13 protein-coding genes are annotated in these 15,714 nt (G+C 54.6%); all 13 read right to left on the reverse strand.

Features of this window, described 5'->3' with window-relative positions; all coding sequences use genetic code 11:
• Positions 1-2: 2 nt before the first annotated feature.
• Complete coding sequence (gene nuoM / locus DPA2511_RS13050) at positions 3-1,538, reverse strand: NADH-quinone oxidoreductase subunit M (protein ID WP_015854222.1); 1,536 nt, start codon at positions 1,536-1,538, stop codon at positions 3-5.
• A 97-nt stretch (positions 1,539-1,635) separates the two neighbouring features.
• Positions 1,636-3,486: an NADH-quinone oxidoreductase subunit L gene (gene nuoL, locus DPA2511_RS13055; RefSeq protein WP_015854223.1), complete on the reverse strand. Its 1,851-nt coding sequence runs from the start codon at positions 3,484-3,486 to the stop codon at positions 1,636-1,638.
• Entirely contained in the window at positions 3,483-3,785 is a 303-nt protein-coding gene (gene nuoK / locus DPA2511_RS13060) for an NADH-quinone oxidoreductase subunit NuoK (protein WP_015854224.1), read from the reverse strand. The genes nuoL and nuoK overlap by 4 nt, the downstream gene beginning before the upstream one ends.
• Positions 3,782-4,327 (reverse strand): NADH-quinone oxidoreductase subunit J, encoded by a 546-nt coding sequence (gene nuoJ / locus DPA2511_RS13065; protein ID WP_015854225.1) that lies wholly within the window; start codon positions 4,325-4,327, stop codon positions 3,782-3,784. The genes nuoK and nuoJ overlap by 4 nt, the downstream gene beginning before the upstream one ends.
• A 10-nt stretch (positions 4,328-4,337) precedes the next feature.
• On the reverse strand, positions 4,338-4,880 hold the full coding sequence (nuoI, locus tag DPA2511_RS13070) for an NADH-quinone oxidoreductase subunit NuoI (RefSeq protein WP_015854226.1): 543 nt from the start codon (positions 4,878-4,880) through the stop codon (positions 4,338-4,340).
• A 16-nt stretch (positions 4,881-4,896) separates the two neighbouring features.
• Complete coding sequence (gene nuoH, locus DPA2511_RS13075) at positions 4,897-5,871, reverse strand: NADH-quinone oxidoreductase subunit NuoH (protein ID WP_015854227.1); 975 nt, start codon at positions 5,869-5,871, stop codon at positions 4,897-4,899.
• Positions 5,868-8,594: an NADH-quinone oxidoreductase subunit NuoG gene (gene nuoG / locus DPA2511_RS13080; RefSeq protein WP_015854228.1), complete on the reverse strand. Its 2,727-nt coding sequence runs from the start codon at positions 8,592-8,594 to the stop codon at positions 5,868-5,870. The genes nuoH and nuoG overlap by 4 nt, the downstream gene beginning before the upstream one ends.
• A 96-nt stretch (positions 8,595-8,690) precedes the next feature.
• Positions 8,691-10,040, reverse strand: coding sequence for an NADH-quinone oxidoreductase subunit NuoF (nuoF, locus tag DPA2511_RS13085; protein ID WP_015854229.1), 1,350 nt, complete (start codon positions 10,038-10,040; stop codon positions 8,691-8,693).
• On the reverse strand, positions 10,037-10,567 hold the full coding sequence (gene nuoE / locus DPA2511_RS13090; RefSeq protein ID WP_015854230.1) for an NADH-quinone oxidoreductase subunit NuoE: 531 nt from the start codon (positions 10,565-10,567) through the stop codon (positions 10,037-10,039). Before nuoE ends, nuoF begins: the two co-directional genes overlap by 4 nt.
• Positions 10,568-10,569: 2 nt before the next feature.
• On the reverse strand, positions 10,570-12,381 hold the full coding sequence (nuoC, locus tag DPA2511_RS13095; protein ID WP_194250229.1) for an NADH-quinone oxidoreductase subunit C/D: 1,812 nt from the start codon (positions 12,379-12,381) through the stop codon (positions 10,570-10,572).
• 89 nt (positions 12,382-12,470) lie between these two features.
• Entirely contained in the window at positions 12,471-13,145 is a 675-nt protein-coding gene (locus tag DPA2511_RS13100) for a NuoB/complex I 20 kDa subunit family protein (protein WP_015854232.1), read from the reverse strand.
• Positions 13,146-13,162: 17 nt separating this feature from the next.
• Positions 13,163-13,606: an NADH-quinone oxidoreductase subunit A gene (locus DPA2511_RS13105; RefSeq protein WP_015854233.1), complete on the reverse strand. Its 444-nt coding sequence runs from the start codon at positions 13,604-13,606 to the stop codon at positions 13,163-13,165.
• 667 nt (positions 13,607-14,273) lie between these two features.
• On the reverse strand, positions 14,274-15,209 hold the full coding sequence (gene lrhA, locus DPA2511_RS13110; protein ID WP_015854234.1) for a transcriptional regulator LrhA: 936 nt from the start codon (positions 15,207-15,209) through the stop codon (positions 14,274-14,276).
• Positions 15,210-15,714: the final 505 nt, after the last annotated feature.

Consider the following 15,714-nt stretch of genomic DNA (forward strand, 5'->3'; position numbering starts at 1 on the left):
AATTACAGCCCTGTCGTTGAAATTGTTGAACCCTGAATCGATGACGTAAACCATTGCTGGATATTGGTCATCGCCGCACTGGAGGTATCCAGAATCGGCTGCGGATACACACCCAGCAGCACCAACAGAACAACCAGCAGCAGAATGAGCGACAGCTCACGGGGCGACATGCCCGCCAACGCTTCATCCGATTTGGGTGCGCCATAAAACGCGCGCTGCATCATGATCAGCGAATAAACGGAGGCAAATACCAGCCCAAAAGTGGAAACCACCGTGATCACCGGAACGATCTGGTAACTGCCGAACAGAATCATGAATTCGCCGACAAAGTTGCCGGTGCCTGGCATACCTAACGTTGCGACGGCAAAGAACAGCGACAGCGCCGGCAGATAACGGATTCGGCTCCACAGCCCCCCCATCTGACGCATATCGCGCGTGTGCAGGCGTTCATAAAGCTGGCCGCAGATGATGAACATCCCGGCGGCGGACAGGCCGTGTGCAATCATCTGCACCACCGCACCCTGATAGGCCAGTTGATTGCCGGTGTAGATGGCAATCATCACAAACCCCATGTGGGATACCGAGGTATAGGCGATCAGGCGTTTGATATCCGTCTGTTTGAACGCCATCCAAGCACCGTAGAAAATACCGATGACGCCAAACCACATCGCCACCGGCGCAAACGCATGAGACGCATTCGGGAACAGCGGCAGACTGAAACGCAGCAGGCCGTAGGCCGCCGTTTTCAGAAGAATACCGGCCAGATCCACAGAACCGGCCGTCGGCGCCTGACTATGGGCATCCGGCAGCCAGCCGTGCAGCGGCACCAGCGGCATTTTTACTGCGAAAGCGACGAAGAAGCCCAGCATCAGCGCATACTCAAGCCCGAACGACATCGGCGTTTTCAACAGCTGTTGATAATCGAACGACCACTCGCCGGTAGCGTTATGATGCACGAACACCAGCGCCAGAATGGAGATCAACATCACCAGGCCGCTGGCCTGCGTATAAATAAAGAACTTGGTGGCCGCCGCAATACGAGTTTTCCCATCCGATCCTTTGTGACCCCAGAGCGCGATCAGGAAGTACATCGGCACCAACATCATTTCCCAGAAGAAGAAGAACAGGAACATGTCGATAGCCAGGAATACGCCGATAACACCGCCCAGGATCCACAGCAGATTCAGGTGGAAAAAGCCCTGATAACGCTGGATTTCATTCCAGGAACAGAGAATAGCCAACACACCCAGCAGGCCGGTCAGCACCACCATCAATAGCGATAGCCCATCCAGCGCCAGATGAGTAGAGATACCAAAGCGCGGTATCCACGGCAGGTTGTACTCCGATTGCCATTGGGGCAACCCCGACGGCGTACTCAGTGAGAAACCGCCCTGCAGCCACAACTGCAACGACAGCACCAGTGTCAGCCCCATGGAGATCAGTGCGATCCAGCGCGGCACCCGCGTGCCAAAACGCTCGAGCTGCCAACACAGCAGGCCGCCGATAAAGGGGAGAAGAATCAGCCAAGGTAGTAGCATGGCGTTTTGTGTCCCTAAATTAAAGAAAACGAAAAACTTGCTGCCTGCGGAGGCTGCTCGATGTGGCCTCGCCCCCGCCCCTCTGCGTTACCGAAACCTATACCAGCAACAGCAGCGCCAGCACCACCACGGCACCAACACCCATTGAGGCAACATACCAGCGCAATTGACCGTTCTCGCTGACAAGCAAAGCACGGTTGCCCCAGCGAACCAGTATGGCTGGAATATTCATCAGCGCATTCAACGGGTCTCGCTGCAACAGCGTCGCGATAGCCAGATACGGTTTGACAAAAACTTTGTCGTACAGCCAGTCAAAGCCCCAGGCATGGAACCACCAGGTAGAGAAGAAACGCCCGGGCGCACTGTCAGCAACCGCGTTGACCGTTTGACGCTTGCCAAGCCACAGTGCGGCGGCCAGCAAAATACCGACGATAGCCACTACGCCGGAAGCGATTTCCAGCATCATGACTTGCCCATGTTCCAATTCAGTGGTCGCAGGCAGAACGCCATGCAAAGGAGGCACAATCATGGCGCCCACAAAGGTGGACAGCACCATCAGCACCAGCAGCGGCAGATGATGCGAGATCCCCTTGCCGGCGTGAGCCTTGGTTTTTTCTTCGCCATGGAACACGATAAAAATCATCCGGAAGGTATAGAGCGACGTCATGAACGCCCCGGCCAGACCGGCAACTACCAGATTAAGATGACCGTTGGCCCAGGCGCCGGCCAGAATCTCATCCTTACTGAAGAAACCAGCCGTCACCAGCGGCAGCGCCGCCAGCGCCGAACCACCAACCAGGAAGCACACATACACCAACGGAATTGTCTTACGTAAACCGCCCATCTTGAAGATGTTCTGTTCATGGTGACAGGCCAGAATTACCGAGCCGGATGACAGGAACAACAGCGCCTTGAAGAATGCATGGGTCATCAGGTGGAAGATCGCCGCATCCCACGCCTGAACGCCCAACGCCAGAAACATGTAACCGATCTGGCTCATGGTGGAGTACGCCAGCACGCGCTTGATATCGGTTTGCACCAGCGCAGCGAAACCAGCCAGCAACAGGGTCACAGCCCCAACGACACCCACCAGATTCAACACATCCGGCGCCATCAGGAACAGACCGTGCGTGCGTGCTATCAAATATACGCCGGCAGTCACCATCGTCGCAGCATGGATCAGCGCGGAAACTGGGGTCGGGCCCGCCATCGCGTCGGCCAGCCAAGTCTGCAACGGCAACTGTGCCGATTTACCCACCGCACCGCCCAGCAACATCAGGGTTGCCCAGGTAATAACCGGCGACCCTTCGGCCAGACACTGCGGCGCCAGCACCATCAGCTCGCGGAAGTTCAATGTCCCCAATTCGCGATACAGGATGAACAGCGCAAACGCCAGAAATACATCCCCTACACGGGTAACAATAAACGCTTTCATGGCCGCTGCACCGTTCTTCGGATTGGTGTAGTAGAAGCCGATCAGCAGATAACTGCACAGCCCCACCCCTTCCCAACCGAGATACATCAGCAGCAGGTTATCCGCCAGCACCAGCACCACCATACTGGCGATGAACAGATTGGTGTAGGCAAAGAAACGGGAGTACCCCTCTTCACCACGCATATACCAGGATGCGAACAGGTGGATAAAGAAACCCACGCCCGTCACCACGGACAGCATCGTCAGCGACAGCCCGTCCAGCGCCAGATTCACGCTGATATCAAACTTGCCGACCGTCATCCAGGTCCACAAATGCTGAGTGAAGAAAGTCACGCCGCCTGCGTGCTGCTGGCCGGCAAAATCCAGCGCCGCGTTACAGGCAACCAACGCAGCCAACCCGACCGAGCCCACACCAATGGCGGCGGACAGGTTTTCCGACCAACGCCCGCGGGAGAAAGCCAGCAATAAGAATCCGAGTAGCGGAAACAGAATAGTTAAATAGAGTAAGTTCATCCGCGCATCTCACTGACAGTATCAATATTCAGGGTCTGACGACGACGGTAAAGCTGGAGCAACAGCGCCAGACCGATACTGGCTTCCGCTGCCGCAAGCGTGATGGCCAGAATGTACATCACCTGACCATCCGACTGGCCCCAGTAACTTCCGGCGACGACAAAAGCCAGCGCCGAAGCGTTGATCATGATTTCCAGGCTGATCAGCATGAACAGCAGGTTGCGACGAATCACCAGCCCGGTCAGCCCCAGCACGAAGAGGATGGCTGCCAACAGCAGGCCATGTTGAAGCGGTATCATGCGCGTTCCTCCGTTGATTTTTTGTCATCTTTGGCAAGAACGTCACCGCCGCGCTTATCTTCACGCCCGATGTGGAACGCCACCACCAGACCGGCCAGCAACAACATGGATGCCAACTCCACAGCCAGAACATACGGACCGAACAGGCTGATGCCCACCGCCTTGGCGTCAATCATTCCGCCGGAGATATCCTGGCCGTTCAGGCGGAAGATCCCCTTGATAATGACGCCCAACAATACCAGCGACAGGATGCCGGGCCCGATCCACACACCCGGTTTCAACCAGGCTTTCTCCTGATCCACTACCGAGTGGCCGAGGTTCAGCATCATCACCACGAAGACAAACAGCACCATAATGGCGCCGGCATACACAATAATCTCCAACGCGCCGGCGAAATACGCACCGAGAGAGAAGAACACACCAGCCACCGCCAGTAACGAGATAATCAGATACAGTAATGCATGTACTGGATTGGTATGGGTAATGACACGCAATGTTGCCAGTACCGCAATAATCGCAGTCGCATAAAACGCGAATTCCATGCTTGGCTCCTTAGGGCAATAGGCCTTTGACATCAATGGGTTTGGCTTCGTTTTCGGCTTCGCCCTTGTCTTTACCATTGATCGCCATGCCTGCCATCCGGTAGAAGTTATATTCCGGATATTTACCCGGCCCCGAGATCAGCAGATCTTCTTTTTCATAAACCAGATCCTGGCGTTTGAATTCACCCATTTCAAAATCTGGCGTCAATTGAATCGCCGTTGTCGGGCAGGCCTCTTCACACATGCCGCAGAAGATGCAGCGCGAAAAGTTGATGCGGAAAAACTCCGGATACCAGCGACCATCCTTCATTTCCGCCTTCTGCAGTGAAATACAGCCTACCGGACAAGCTACCGCACACAGGTTACAGGCAACACAACGTTCCTGACCGTCAGGATCGCGGGTCAGAACGATGCGCCCACGGAAACGCGGCGGTGGGTTTACCGGCTCTTCCGGATACATTTTGGTTTCGCGTTTTTTGAACGCATTAGAACCCACCATGCAGATACTGCGCACCTGGGTGCCGAAACCAATCAAAAGCTCTTTCAGTGTCATGGTTTATCACCCCTTCCTAAGCGTTCAACAGAATGACTGCCGCAGTCGCCAGCAGATTCAGCAGCGTCAGCGGCAGGCAGACCCGCCAACCGAACGCCATCACCTGGTCATAACGTGGACGAGGCAACGAAGCGCGGATCAGGATGAACATCATCATGAAAAACGCTGTCTTCAACGCGAACCAGATAAACGGCGGCAGGAACGGCCCCTGCCAACCACCGAAGAACAGGGTGACAATCAGCGCGGACACCGTAACGATACCGACGTATTCTCCCACGAAGAACAAGCCGAACTTCATCCCGGCGTATTCGATGTGGTAGCCGTCCGCCAGTTCCTGCTCAGCCTCCGGCTGGTCAAAGGGATGACGGTGGCACACCGCCACACCCGCGATAGCGAAGGTAATGAAACCGAAGAACTGAGGCACGACATTCCACAAATGTGCCTGTGAAGCCACGATATCGCCCACGTTGAACGAACCGGCGCGCGCCACCACTCCCATCAGCGACAAACCAAGAAACACTTCATAACTCAGCGTCTGTGCGGAGGCGCGCACCGCCCCCAGCAGCGAGTATTTGTTGTTACTCGACCAGCCAGCGAACAACACGGCATATACCGCTAAGCCGGCCATCATCAGGAAAAACAGGATACCGATATTCAGATCAGCCACTATCCAGGTCGGGCTGACCGGCACGATCGCGAACACCATCAGCAACGAGGTGAATGCAATCATCGGCGCCAGAATGAATATCACCTTGTCGACAAAAGGCGGCGTCCAGTCTTCTTTGAAAAACATCTTGAGCATGTCCGAAACCAGTTGCAGCGAACCGCCCCAACCGACGCGGTTTGGCCCGTAACGGCCCTGGAACAGCGCCAGTAAACGGCGCTCCCCCATACTCATGACGGCACCGCAGCTCACTACGACGACCAGGATCAGCAACGCTTTGCCCACGGTGGACAAAATTTCCAGCATATCAGGCGTTAACCAGTTCATTGTGCAGCCTCCCGCAGGGTTTCAACGGTCGCACCGGCCAACACCGGCGCGACACCCGGGAAGCCCAGCGGCAACCCAACCTGCCCTTGATGCAGCTCATGGCTGATGCGCACCGGCAGGCGCAGCGTCTGGCCGCCGCAAGTAATATCCAGCAATGCTCCTGGGTTGACGCCCAACACAGCGGCATCCGTCGGGTTGACCACCGCACAGGCTTCCGGCATCCGCGCCTGGATCACCGAGGAGCGCTGCGATAACTCGTCACTGCCGAACAGCGAATAGTAAGGCGCGACCGTCCACTGCCCCGCTTGGGACGAGAACGGCGCAGGCACCTGGCTGAAATACGCCAGAGAACCCTCACCAGCCTCGATCAGACGCACGCCGGGATCGCCATGGCGCAGATGACCACCCACTTCATCCTGGAATTTGTTCCACGCCTGCGGCGAGTTCCAACCCGGCGCCCAGGCGAATGGCACCTGTTGACGCTCAGCTTGCGGGCTGTTGTTCCCTTCCATCGAGAAAGCGAACATGGTGTCGCGATCCTGCGGCTGACGCGGTTCATGCACGCTGATATTGGCGCGCAGCGAAGTACGGCCGCTGTAGCGGTTCGGTTCGCGCGCCAGCTTTTGCCCTTTGATGCGGAAAGAAGCGTCAGGCGCGGCATCCTTGATGGCGGCCAGCTGCGGCAACGCCTTGACGCAAGCGTCGATGACGTGATCGAGCTGCGTCCAGTCCACCTGGCGGCTGTTGTAGGTAATATAGAGTGAGTGCAGCCAGCGCCAGCTTTCCAGCATGACCACCTTGTCATCATAGAAGGCGGGTTCATAGACCTGGAAGAAGCGCTGAGCGCGGCCTTCCTGATTGATCAGCGTACCGTCGCTTTCAGCGAAGCTCGCGGACGAAAGAACCATACTGGCCTTGTCCATGATAGCGGTGCGCTGATGATCGACCACCACCAGATTGGTGGCTTTGGCCAAGGCGACATCAACTCGCGCGGCCGGTGCATGGCGGTAAAGATCGTTTTCCACCACCACCACACTGTCCGCAGCACCGCTTTCCAACTGTTCCAGCGCATCATCCAGCGAACCGCCGCCGATCATGGCCACACCCATGCTGTTGGCACCGGCGGCGACAAAGGTAATACCGACGTCGGCGCCGCGGCTTTTCAGCGCTTTGGCGACGTTCGCAGCCGCGGCGATCACATCGTCACTGCCGGCGTTGGTGCCGGAAATAATCAGCGGCTTCTTCGCGCCGGCCAGCGCCTGGACGACCACATCCATTTTCTGAGTCAGGTCGGCGGACAAATCACTGACCGCCGGTGCTGCGTTATCCAACGCATGGGCGATCGCGAAGCCAAGTCGCGCCTGATCGGCAACGGGCGCCCGGTAACTCCAGGCAGCGATATCATCCAGCCGGGTACTATCGACGTTGGTGACGAACAGTGGGTGTTTGGCATGCTGACCGATATTCAGAATCGCGGCGATTTGCCAATCCGCCACTTTCTGCGCCGCCGCCATTTCACGGGCTTTACCTTTCACTGCCTGACGTACCGCCAGTGCGATACGGGCGCCGGTCTGGGTCAAATCCTCTCCCAACACCAACACGGCATCATAACTTTCGATCTCTCGCAAAGACGGGGTATGAACCCCGCTTTCACTGAGCACTTTCAGCATCAGTTGCAGGCGCTGTTGCTCGCCGCGGGAAACGCCGGTGTAGAAATTCTCAGCACCGACCAGTTCGCGCAACGCAAAGTTACTCTCAATACTGGCGCGGGGTGAACCGATACCGATGACCTTCTTCGCCTGACGCAGCACATCGGCCGCGCCCTGCAACGCCTGTTCGGCGTTCAGGGCAATCAAATCGTTACCGCGACGCTGAATCGGCTGACGCGGACGGTCTTTCAGGTTGACGTAGCCATAGCCGAAACGACCACGGTCACACAAGAAATAATGGTTCACGCTGCCGTTATAACGGTTTTCGACACGCCGGAGTTCGCCGTAGCGTTCGCCTGGGCTGGTGTTGCACCCGACGCTACATTGCTGGCAAATGCTGGGAGCGAACTGCATGTCCCATTTACGGTTATAACGCTCGGAATGGGTCTTGTCGGTAAACACCCCGGTCGGACACACTTCCACCAGGTTGCCGGAAAACTCGCTTTCCAGCACGCCGTCCTCTGCGCGGCCGAAATACACATTGTCATGCGCGCCGTAAACACCCAGATCTGTGCCGTCGGCATAGTCCTTGTAGTAGCGCACACAGCGGTAACAGGCGATGCAGCGGTTCATCTCGTGGGAAATGAACGGCCCGAGATCCTGATTGCGGTGGGTTCGTTTGGTGAATCGGTAACGGCGGAAATTATGCCCCGTCATAACCGTCATATCCTGAAGATGACAGTTCCCCCCTTCCTCACAAACCGGGCAGTCGTGCGGATGGTTGGTCATCAGGAATTCCACGATGGTCTTACGGAACGCGACGGCTTCCGCATCGTCAATCGCGATGTAGGTGCCGTTGGTCGCTGGTGTCATACAGGACATCACCAGGCGGCCACGGGTGTCTTCCGCGTTTTGGTATTGTTTAACCGCACACAGGCGGCAAGCCCCGACACTGCCCAGCGCCGGATGCCAGCAAAAGTAAGGAATATCAAGCCCCAGAGACAGACACGCCTGCAGCAGGTTGTCCGAACCGTCCACTTCATATTCTTTGCCGTCTACATGAATCGTTGCCATAGTCAGCATGCTTCCATAACAGCCCGCCACGGGCGGGCACTAATCAAAAATTCTGCCTAGCAGGGCAGCCGTGTCGGCGCCTGCCGGTTTCCGGGATTACCAGCGCTGTTTCAGCAGGTTTGGCTGAATGCCGCGAATATCTTTGGTATTGCCGGGCGCCTGTCTGGCGATACCGGCTTCGAATTCATCCCGGAAATATTTGATGGCGCTCTGCAGTGGTTCGACGGCACCCGGCGCATGCGCGCAGAAGGTATTGCCCGGCGCGAGATAACGACAAATCTGCTCCAGCGTTTCGATATCCCCCGGCTGCCCTTCCCCTCGCTCCAGAGCACGCAACAGTTTTACGCTCCACGGCAATCCGTCACGGCATGGCGTACACCAGCCGCACGACTCGCGGGCAAAAAACTCTTCCAGATTGCGCGTCAACGACACCATGTTGATTTCATTGTCGACGGCCATCGCCAGCGCGGTGCCCAAACGGCTTCCTGCTTTGCCGATATTTTCAAAATCCATCGGCAAATCCAGATGCGCATCGGTCAGAAAGTCAGTTCCCGCGCCGCCCGGTTGCCAGGCTTTGAGTTTCAGACCATCGCGCATACCGCCGGCGTAGTCCTCAAGAATTTCACGGGCGGTGGTGCCGAACGGCAGTTCCCACAAGCCCGGATTTTTCACCCGGCCGGAGAATCCCATTAATTTGGTACCGGCATCCTTGCTCTTACCGGCCGACAACCCCTGATACCACTCAATACCATGCTCCACGATGGCCGGCACATTGCACAGGGTTTCCACATTGTTGACGCAGGTCGGTTTGCCCCAGGCTCCGGCCATCGCGGGAAACGGCGGCTTCGAACGCGGATTGGCGCGACGCCCTTCCAGCGAGTTGATCAGTGCGGTTTCTTCACCACAGATGTAACGCCCGGCGCCGGTATGAACGAACAGTTCAAAATCAAACCCGGTACCCAGGATATTCTTACCGAGCAACCCCGCCGCCTTGGCTTCCTCTATCGCGCGACGCAGGTTAGCGGCAGCCTCGATATACTCGCCGCGCAGAAAGATGTAGCCGCGATAGGCTTTCAGCGCATAGGCGCCGATCACCATGCCTTCGATCAGCAGATGCGGCATTTGCTCCATCAGCAAGCGATCTTTATAGGTGCCTGGCTCCATTTCATCCGCATTGCACAGCAGGTAGCGGATATTCATGCTTTCATCTTTCGGCATCAGGCTCCATTTGAGCCCGGTGGAAAAGCCTGCGCCGCCGCGGCCGCGCAGCCCGGCGTCCTTGACCAGCGTCACCACTTCATCCTGGGACATACCGGTCAGTGCCTTGCGGGCGCCGGCATAACCGTTCTTGCTGCAATATTCATCCAGCCACACCGGCTGCTCGTCAGCACGCAGACGCCACGTCAGAGGATGCTGTTCAGCCGTCAGAACAATGTTTTTAGTCATTGATACTGCTCCAGTAACGAATCGAGATCATCTGGCTTCAGGCGCGTATAGGTATCCTCATCCACCATCATAGACGGCCCCTTGTCGCAATTACCCAGGCAACAGGTCGGCAACAGGGTAAAGCGACCATCAAACGTAGTCTGCCCCGGTTTGATATTCAGCTTCCGCTCAAGAGCAGCCTGAATACCCTGATAACCGGTGATATGACATACCACGCTGTCACAGTAGCGGATGACATGACGGCCAACCGGTTGGCGGAAGATCTGGCTGTAGAATGTCGCCACGCCTTCCACATCGCTGGCAGGGATGCCCAACACATCGGCGATAGCCGTAATGGCGCCGTCCGGCACCCAGCCACGCTGTTTCTGCACAATCTTCAACGCTTCGATGGAAGCGGCCCGTGCATCCTCATAGTGGTGTTTTTCATGCTCGATGGCGTCGCGCTCCGCGTCACTTAACACAAAAGCCTCCCCTGCGGGCTGCCCCTGAGCGTCGATAGGTTCTTGCGTGTTGTTATGATCGTGCATAATTAGCGGTCCACATCTGACATGACAAAATCAATACTGCCGAGGTATACGATCAGGTCGGATACCAGACACCCGCGAATCACCGACGGGATCTGCTGCAAGTGAGGGAAGCTCGGCGTTCGAATACGGGTGCGATAGCTCATGGTGCCGCCGTCGCTGGTCAGGTAATAACTGTTGATTCCCTTGGTTGCCTCGATCATTTGATACGACTCGTTGGCAGGCATCACCGGCCCCCAGGAAACTTGCAGGAAGTGGTTGATCAGCGTTTCGATATGCTGCAACGTGCGTTCCTTCGGCGGCGGCGTCGTCAGCGGGTGATCAGCCTTAAACGGGCCTTCCGGCATATGCTTGAGACACTGCTCAAGGATACGCAAGCTCTGACGCAGCTCCTCGACTTTCAACATGACGCGGCTATAGCAATCGCTGATGCCATCACCCACCGGCACTTCAAAATCGAAGTTCTCATAGCCGGAATAAGGGCGCCATTTACGCACGTCGAACGCCACGCCCGTCGCACGCAGCCCCGCCCCAGTTACGCCCCACTCCAGCGCTTCCTTGGCGTTGTACGCCGCAACCCCCTGGGTACGCCCTTTCAGAATGGAGTTTTCCAGCGCCGCTTTGATGTAGGTATCAAGGCGTCCGGGGATCCAGTCCAGGAACTCGCGCAACAGGCGTTCCCAACCGCGCGGCAAATCATGCGCCACGCCGCCGATGCGGAACCATGCCGGATGCATGCGATAACCGGTAATGGCCTCCACCAGATCGTAAATCTTCTGACGATCGGTAAAAGCAAAGAACACCGGCGTCATAGCACCGACGTCCTGAATGAAGGTACTGATATAAAGTAAATGGCTATTGATGCGGAACAACTCAGAAAGCATGACGCGAATAACGTTCACACGCTCCGGCACTTCAATGCCGGCCAGTTTCTCCACCGCCAGCACGTAAGGCATTTCATTCACGCAGCCGCCCAGATACTCGATGCGGTCGGTATAGGGAATATAGCTGTGCCAGGATTGGCGCTCGCCCATTTTTTCCGCGCCGCGATGGTGATAACCGACATCGGGAATACAGTCGACGATCTCTTCACCGTTGAGCTGGAGAATGATGCGGAATGCACCATGCGCCGACGGGTGGTTCGGCCCGAGGTTGAGGAACATGAAGTCTTCATTGCTGGTACCGCGCTTCATTCCCCACTCTTCGGGTTTGAAGGTCAGCGCCTCCATTTCCATGTCTTCGCGCTGTTTGGTCAGCACGAAAGGATCGAACTCCGTCGCACGGGCCGGAAAATCTTTACGCAGCGGATGACCTTCCCAGGTCTGCGGCATCATGATGCGCGTCAGATGGGGATGGCCATTGAAGGTAATGCCATACATGTCCCAAACTTCACGCTCATACCAGTTGGCATTCGGGAACAGTTTGGTCAGCGTCGGCATGTTCAGATCTTTTTCTACCAACGCCACCTTCAGCATGATGTCTTTATTGCGTTCGATGGAAATCAGGTGGTAGAACACGGTGAAATCAGCATCCGGCAACCCCTGGCGATGTGTGCGCAGACGCTCATCCACGCCATGCAAGTCCAGCAACATGACATAGGGTTTCGGTTGTTTCTTAAGGAAGGCAACCACTTCCAGCAATTGCTCTCGCTTCACCCAGACAACCGGCATACCCGTGCGCGTCGCCTGAACGGTAAAAGCTTCCGAACCAAAACGGTTGCACAGCTCGCTGACGATCGGATCATCAAGGTGATCGCGGGTTTGCCAGACCGGCAGAGCGGCATCGTGCGTCGTTAAATCTGTCATAAGTTTTGTCACCACAGTGAATGTGTTAATTCTGTGACTGATGATGGCTGCACACTGTTATCGTGATATTACGCAGCCATCGACGGCCTTTCACCCACAGGTTAAATCTCGTCAGGAGTACGCAGATTGGTTACTGCAATCCGCTCGCCACGTTTGCGCTCGCGCTCAGACTGCATATTGGCGCGGTAAACCCCCTGATCGCCCACCACCCATGACAGCGGGCGGCGTTCTTCACGAATGGATTCTTTCAGCAACAGCAATGCCTGCATATAGGCTTCAGGCCGCGGCGGACACCCCGGGATATACACATCCACCGGAAGGAACTTGTCCACGCCCTGAACTACGGAATAAATATCGTACATACCGCCGGAATTGGCGCAGGCCCCCATGGAAATCACCCATTTGGGTTCAAGCATTTGATCGTAGAGACGCTGAATGACCGGAGCCATTTTCAGGAATGGCGTTCCCGCCACTACCATGAAATCCGCCTGACGAGGGGAAGCGCGGATGACTTCAGAACCAAATCGCGCTACGTCGTGGACTGCGGTAAATGAAGTGGCCATTTCTACATAGCAGCAGGAAAGACCGAAGTTATAGGGCCATAGGGAATTACTCCGGCCCCAGTTCACCATATTGTGCAGCGCATGCTCCAGGTTTCCCATGAAGACGCTGCGATGAACATGCTGCTCAAGAGGGTCGTTAACAACCTCTTGTTTTTGAAGGGGATAACGGTCGTTCTCACCGTCCGGATCTATGCGGGTGAGCGTATAATCCATCGTTTAATGCCTCGCTATTACTGCTGATGAATGTTGGTGGTTTGTGCCGCGATACTGGACTTCACGACTTGTCGTTTAGAACGCACCGGCGTCCAGTCCAACGCGCCGATACGAACCAAATAGACCAGACCAGCCAACAACACCAAAATGAAAATGACGGCCTCGACGAACCCCACCCAACCGCTCTCCTTGATGGAAACGGCCCAGGCATACAGATACAGGGCTTCGACGTCGAAAATAACGAAAAACATTGCGACCAGATAGAATTTGGCGGAGAGACGCAACCGCGCTGAGCCGACAGAGTCGATACCAGACTCATAAGGGATATTTTTGTGCCGCGCCCTAGCGCGTCCCCCGAGCAGAAAGCCACCAAGCAGCATAAAACCGCAGAGACCTACGGCAACGACGATAAATAGCGCAAAGGCCCAGTGATGGGCGAGAACTTCAGTAGTTGTTGACATACTCTTGCTTACTCATCAAAAGCGGTCAGCTCTCTGCTCTGGTCGGCAGTTCGGCTGCCACATCGATTAAAAGGAAGGATTTATCGCCACATAAGCACACGACTGAAAAGGTTAAGCAGCTATCCTTTGTGGCCTGATTCCCTGTTATATAACTTTATTTTAAACATCTCAAAAAATAGCAGCGCATTACTTTACACGCACGCATTTTTGTTAACAACCTTCAAACACTATCACCGCTAAAACGTGTCAGTGCTGGCCGATTTGTTAACGGATAGCCATACACTGCAACGCTATACCCATGTGCACTATACCATTTCCATCAAGAATTCCTGTTCTTCCATAGTGTCATTAGGGATATTTTTTGATCCAGAACACACTTTTATCGATTATGTTAGTAATTAAATTACCCCTTTGACTCTCCCATCGATAGCCATTGGACGGCAATGTAGATTTAAAAAAAAGAAACAGCATTTCATTGGGTTAGATGACCATTATCGCTAAAGCAACGCATTGACAACAAAAAGAATAGTCAAGTAGTCAGAAAAGGGGAAAGGCGAAATAAATTGAAACAACCCACCTGATGCACGACAACGTCATACACCAGGTGGGTTAGGGGAAATGATTCAGTAACGCTGTTTGTCTACCGGGGATTCAACCCCCGCCGCAATTACGATTCATCCACAGCAGGTTCCCGTGATTCACCATCAGTTCCCGGCACGACAGGCAACAATTGGGATCGGGTTCCAGACTCAATAGCACCGAAAATGGCATTAGCCAGTTCGTTGTCATGCGACGGGTTTTTACACAAGTAATAGCGCGTTTCAGGCAGGCGAGGTAATCCTTCCTCTTCACCGAGAACCCGCAGCTCCGGGCTCATCATTTCAACCGAACGCACGGTAATTCCCAAACCAGCCTTCACTGCGGCGCGCACAGCCGACAAGGTGGACGCCACATAGGAGATCTTCCATGGAATACCTGCCGCGTTCAATTGTTCCAGCGCCAGAGACCTGAAGGGACTGGGTTCATCCAGCACGACCAACGGTACTGTCTCCCCTGGTTGATACTGGTAATCCGCCGCGCAGTACCACAACGTTGGCGATGTACGCAGCAAGACATGGGGAAAATTATTATTGTTAAAGGTCGTGATAACCAGATCAATTTTTCCCTGATTCAACATTTCCATCATTTCTGCGCTGCGCTTAATGCTGACCGCAATCGACAGTTTAGGAAACACGGTTGTCACTCGTTGCAAAATGAACGGAAGAATAGTGTCAGCCGTATCATCCGAAGCACCTATAGTGAGGGTTCCCTGAATATCGCTGAACATTAGCGATGCACAGGCTTCATCATTAAATTGGAGTATTTTCCGGGCATAACCCAGAAACTGGATGCCATGTTCAGTCAGCAGCTTGTTCCGCCCGTGTCGGGCGAACAACTCCTTTCCGATCAGTTGTTCCAATCGTTGCATCTGCTGACTGACTGCCGATTGCGTTCTGCAAACCGCCACTGCAGCGGCTGCGAACGTATTCAAATCGGCGACAGCAACAAACGTTCTCAACAGATCGAGATCCAGATTGAGGACGGGACGACTTGCATTTGTCATATGGTTCTTCACTTATCTATTTTAATTTTTAACAAACATACCTGGTGTTGGTGTAAGAGCATCGGCAAAGCCTGATACATAATGAAAAAACAGTATCGCAGAGCGTTTTCACGGCCAAAAGCGAATCAATATTCTTTTTGCCATAATCACGCTCTATGCATGACTGTTTATTTGACTATCTTATTACGTAATCAGACATGCAAAAAGAACTCTTTTATTTATTTTATATGATAAAATAAAACCATCTAAAAAACCAGATGCCGGATGTTTTCTTAATGAGATCCAGTTCAGAGATATAAGATTATGATTGCACTTATCTTATACAAAATCAGTAAGAAAAATATCTGCATTCTGTTATTTCCCGACTTACATGCATTCCTCATGCACTTAATGTTTCGGTTTGCCAGAAAAATACATTCCGCTGATAAAAACAGCAGCCCGCCCACTTTCATTCTCCTTTCCTGAACTCTCGTTTCATCCACTGCGGAAAAACGCTTTAGTTTCC

Source organism: Musicola paradisiaca NCPPB 2511 (assembly GCF_000400505.1).
Classification (GTDB): Bacteria; Pseudomonadota; Gammaproteobacteria; order Enterobacterales; family Enterobacteriaceae; genus Musicola; species Musicola paradisiaca.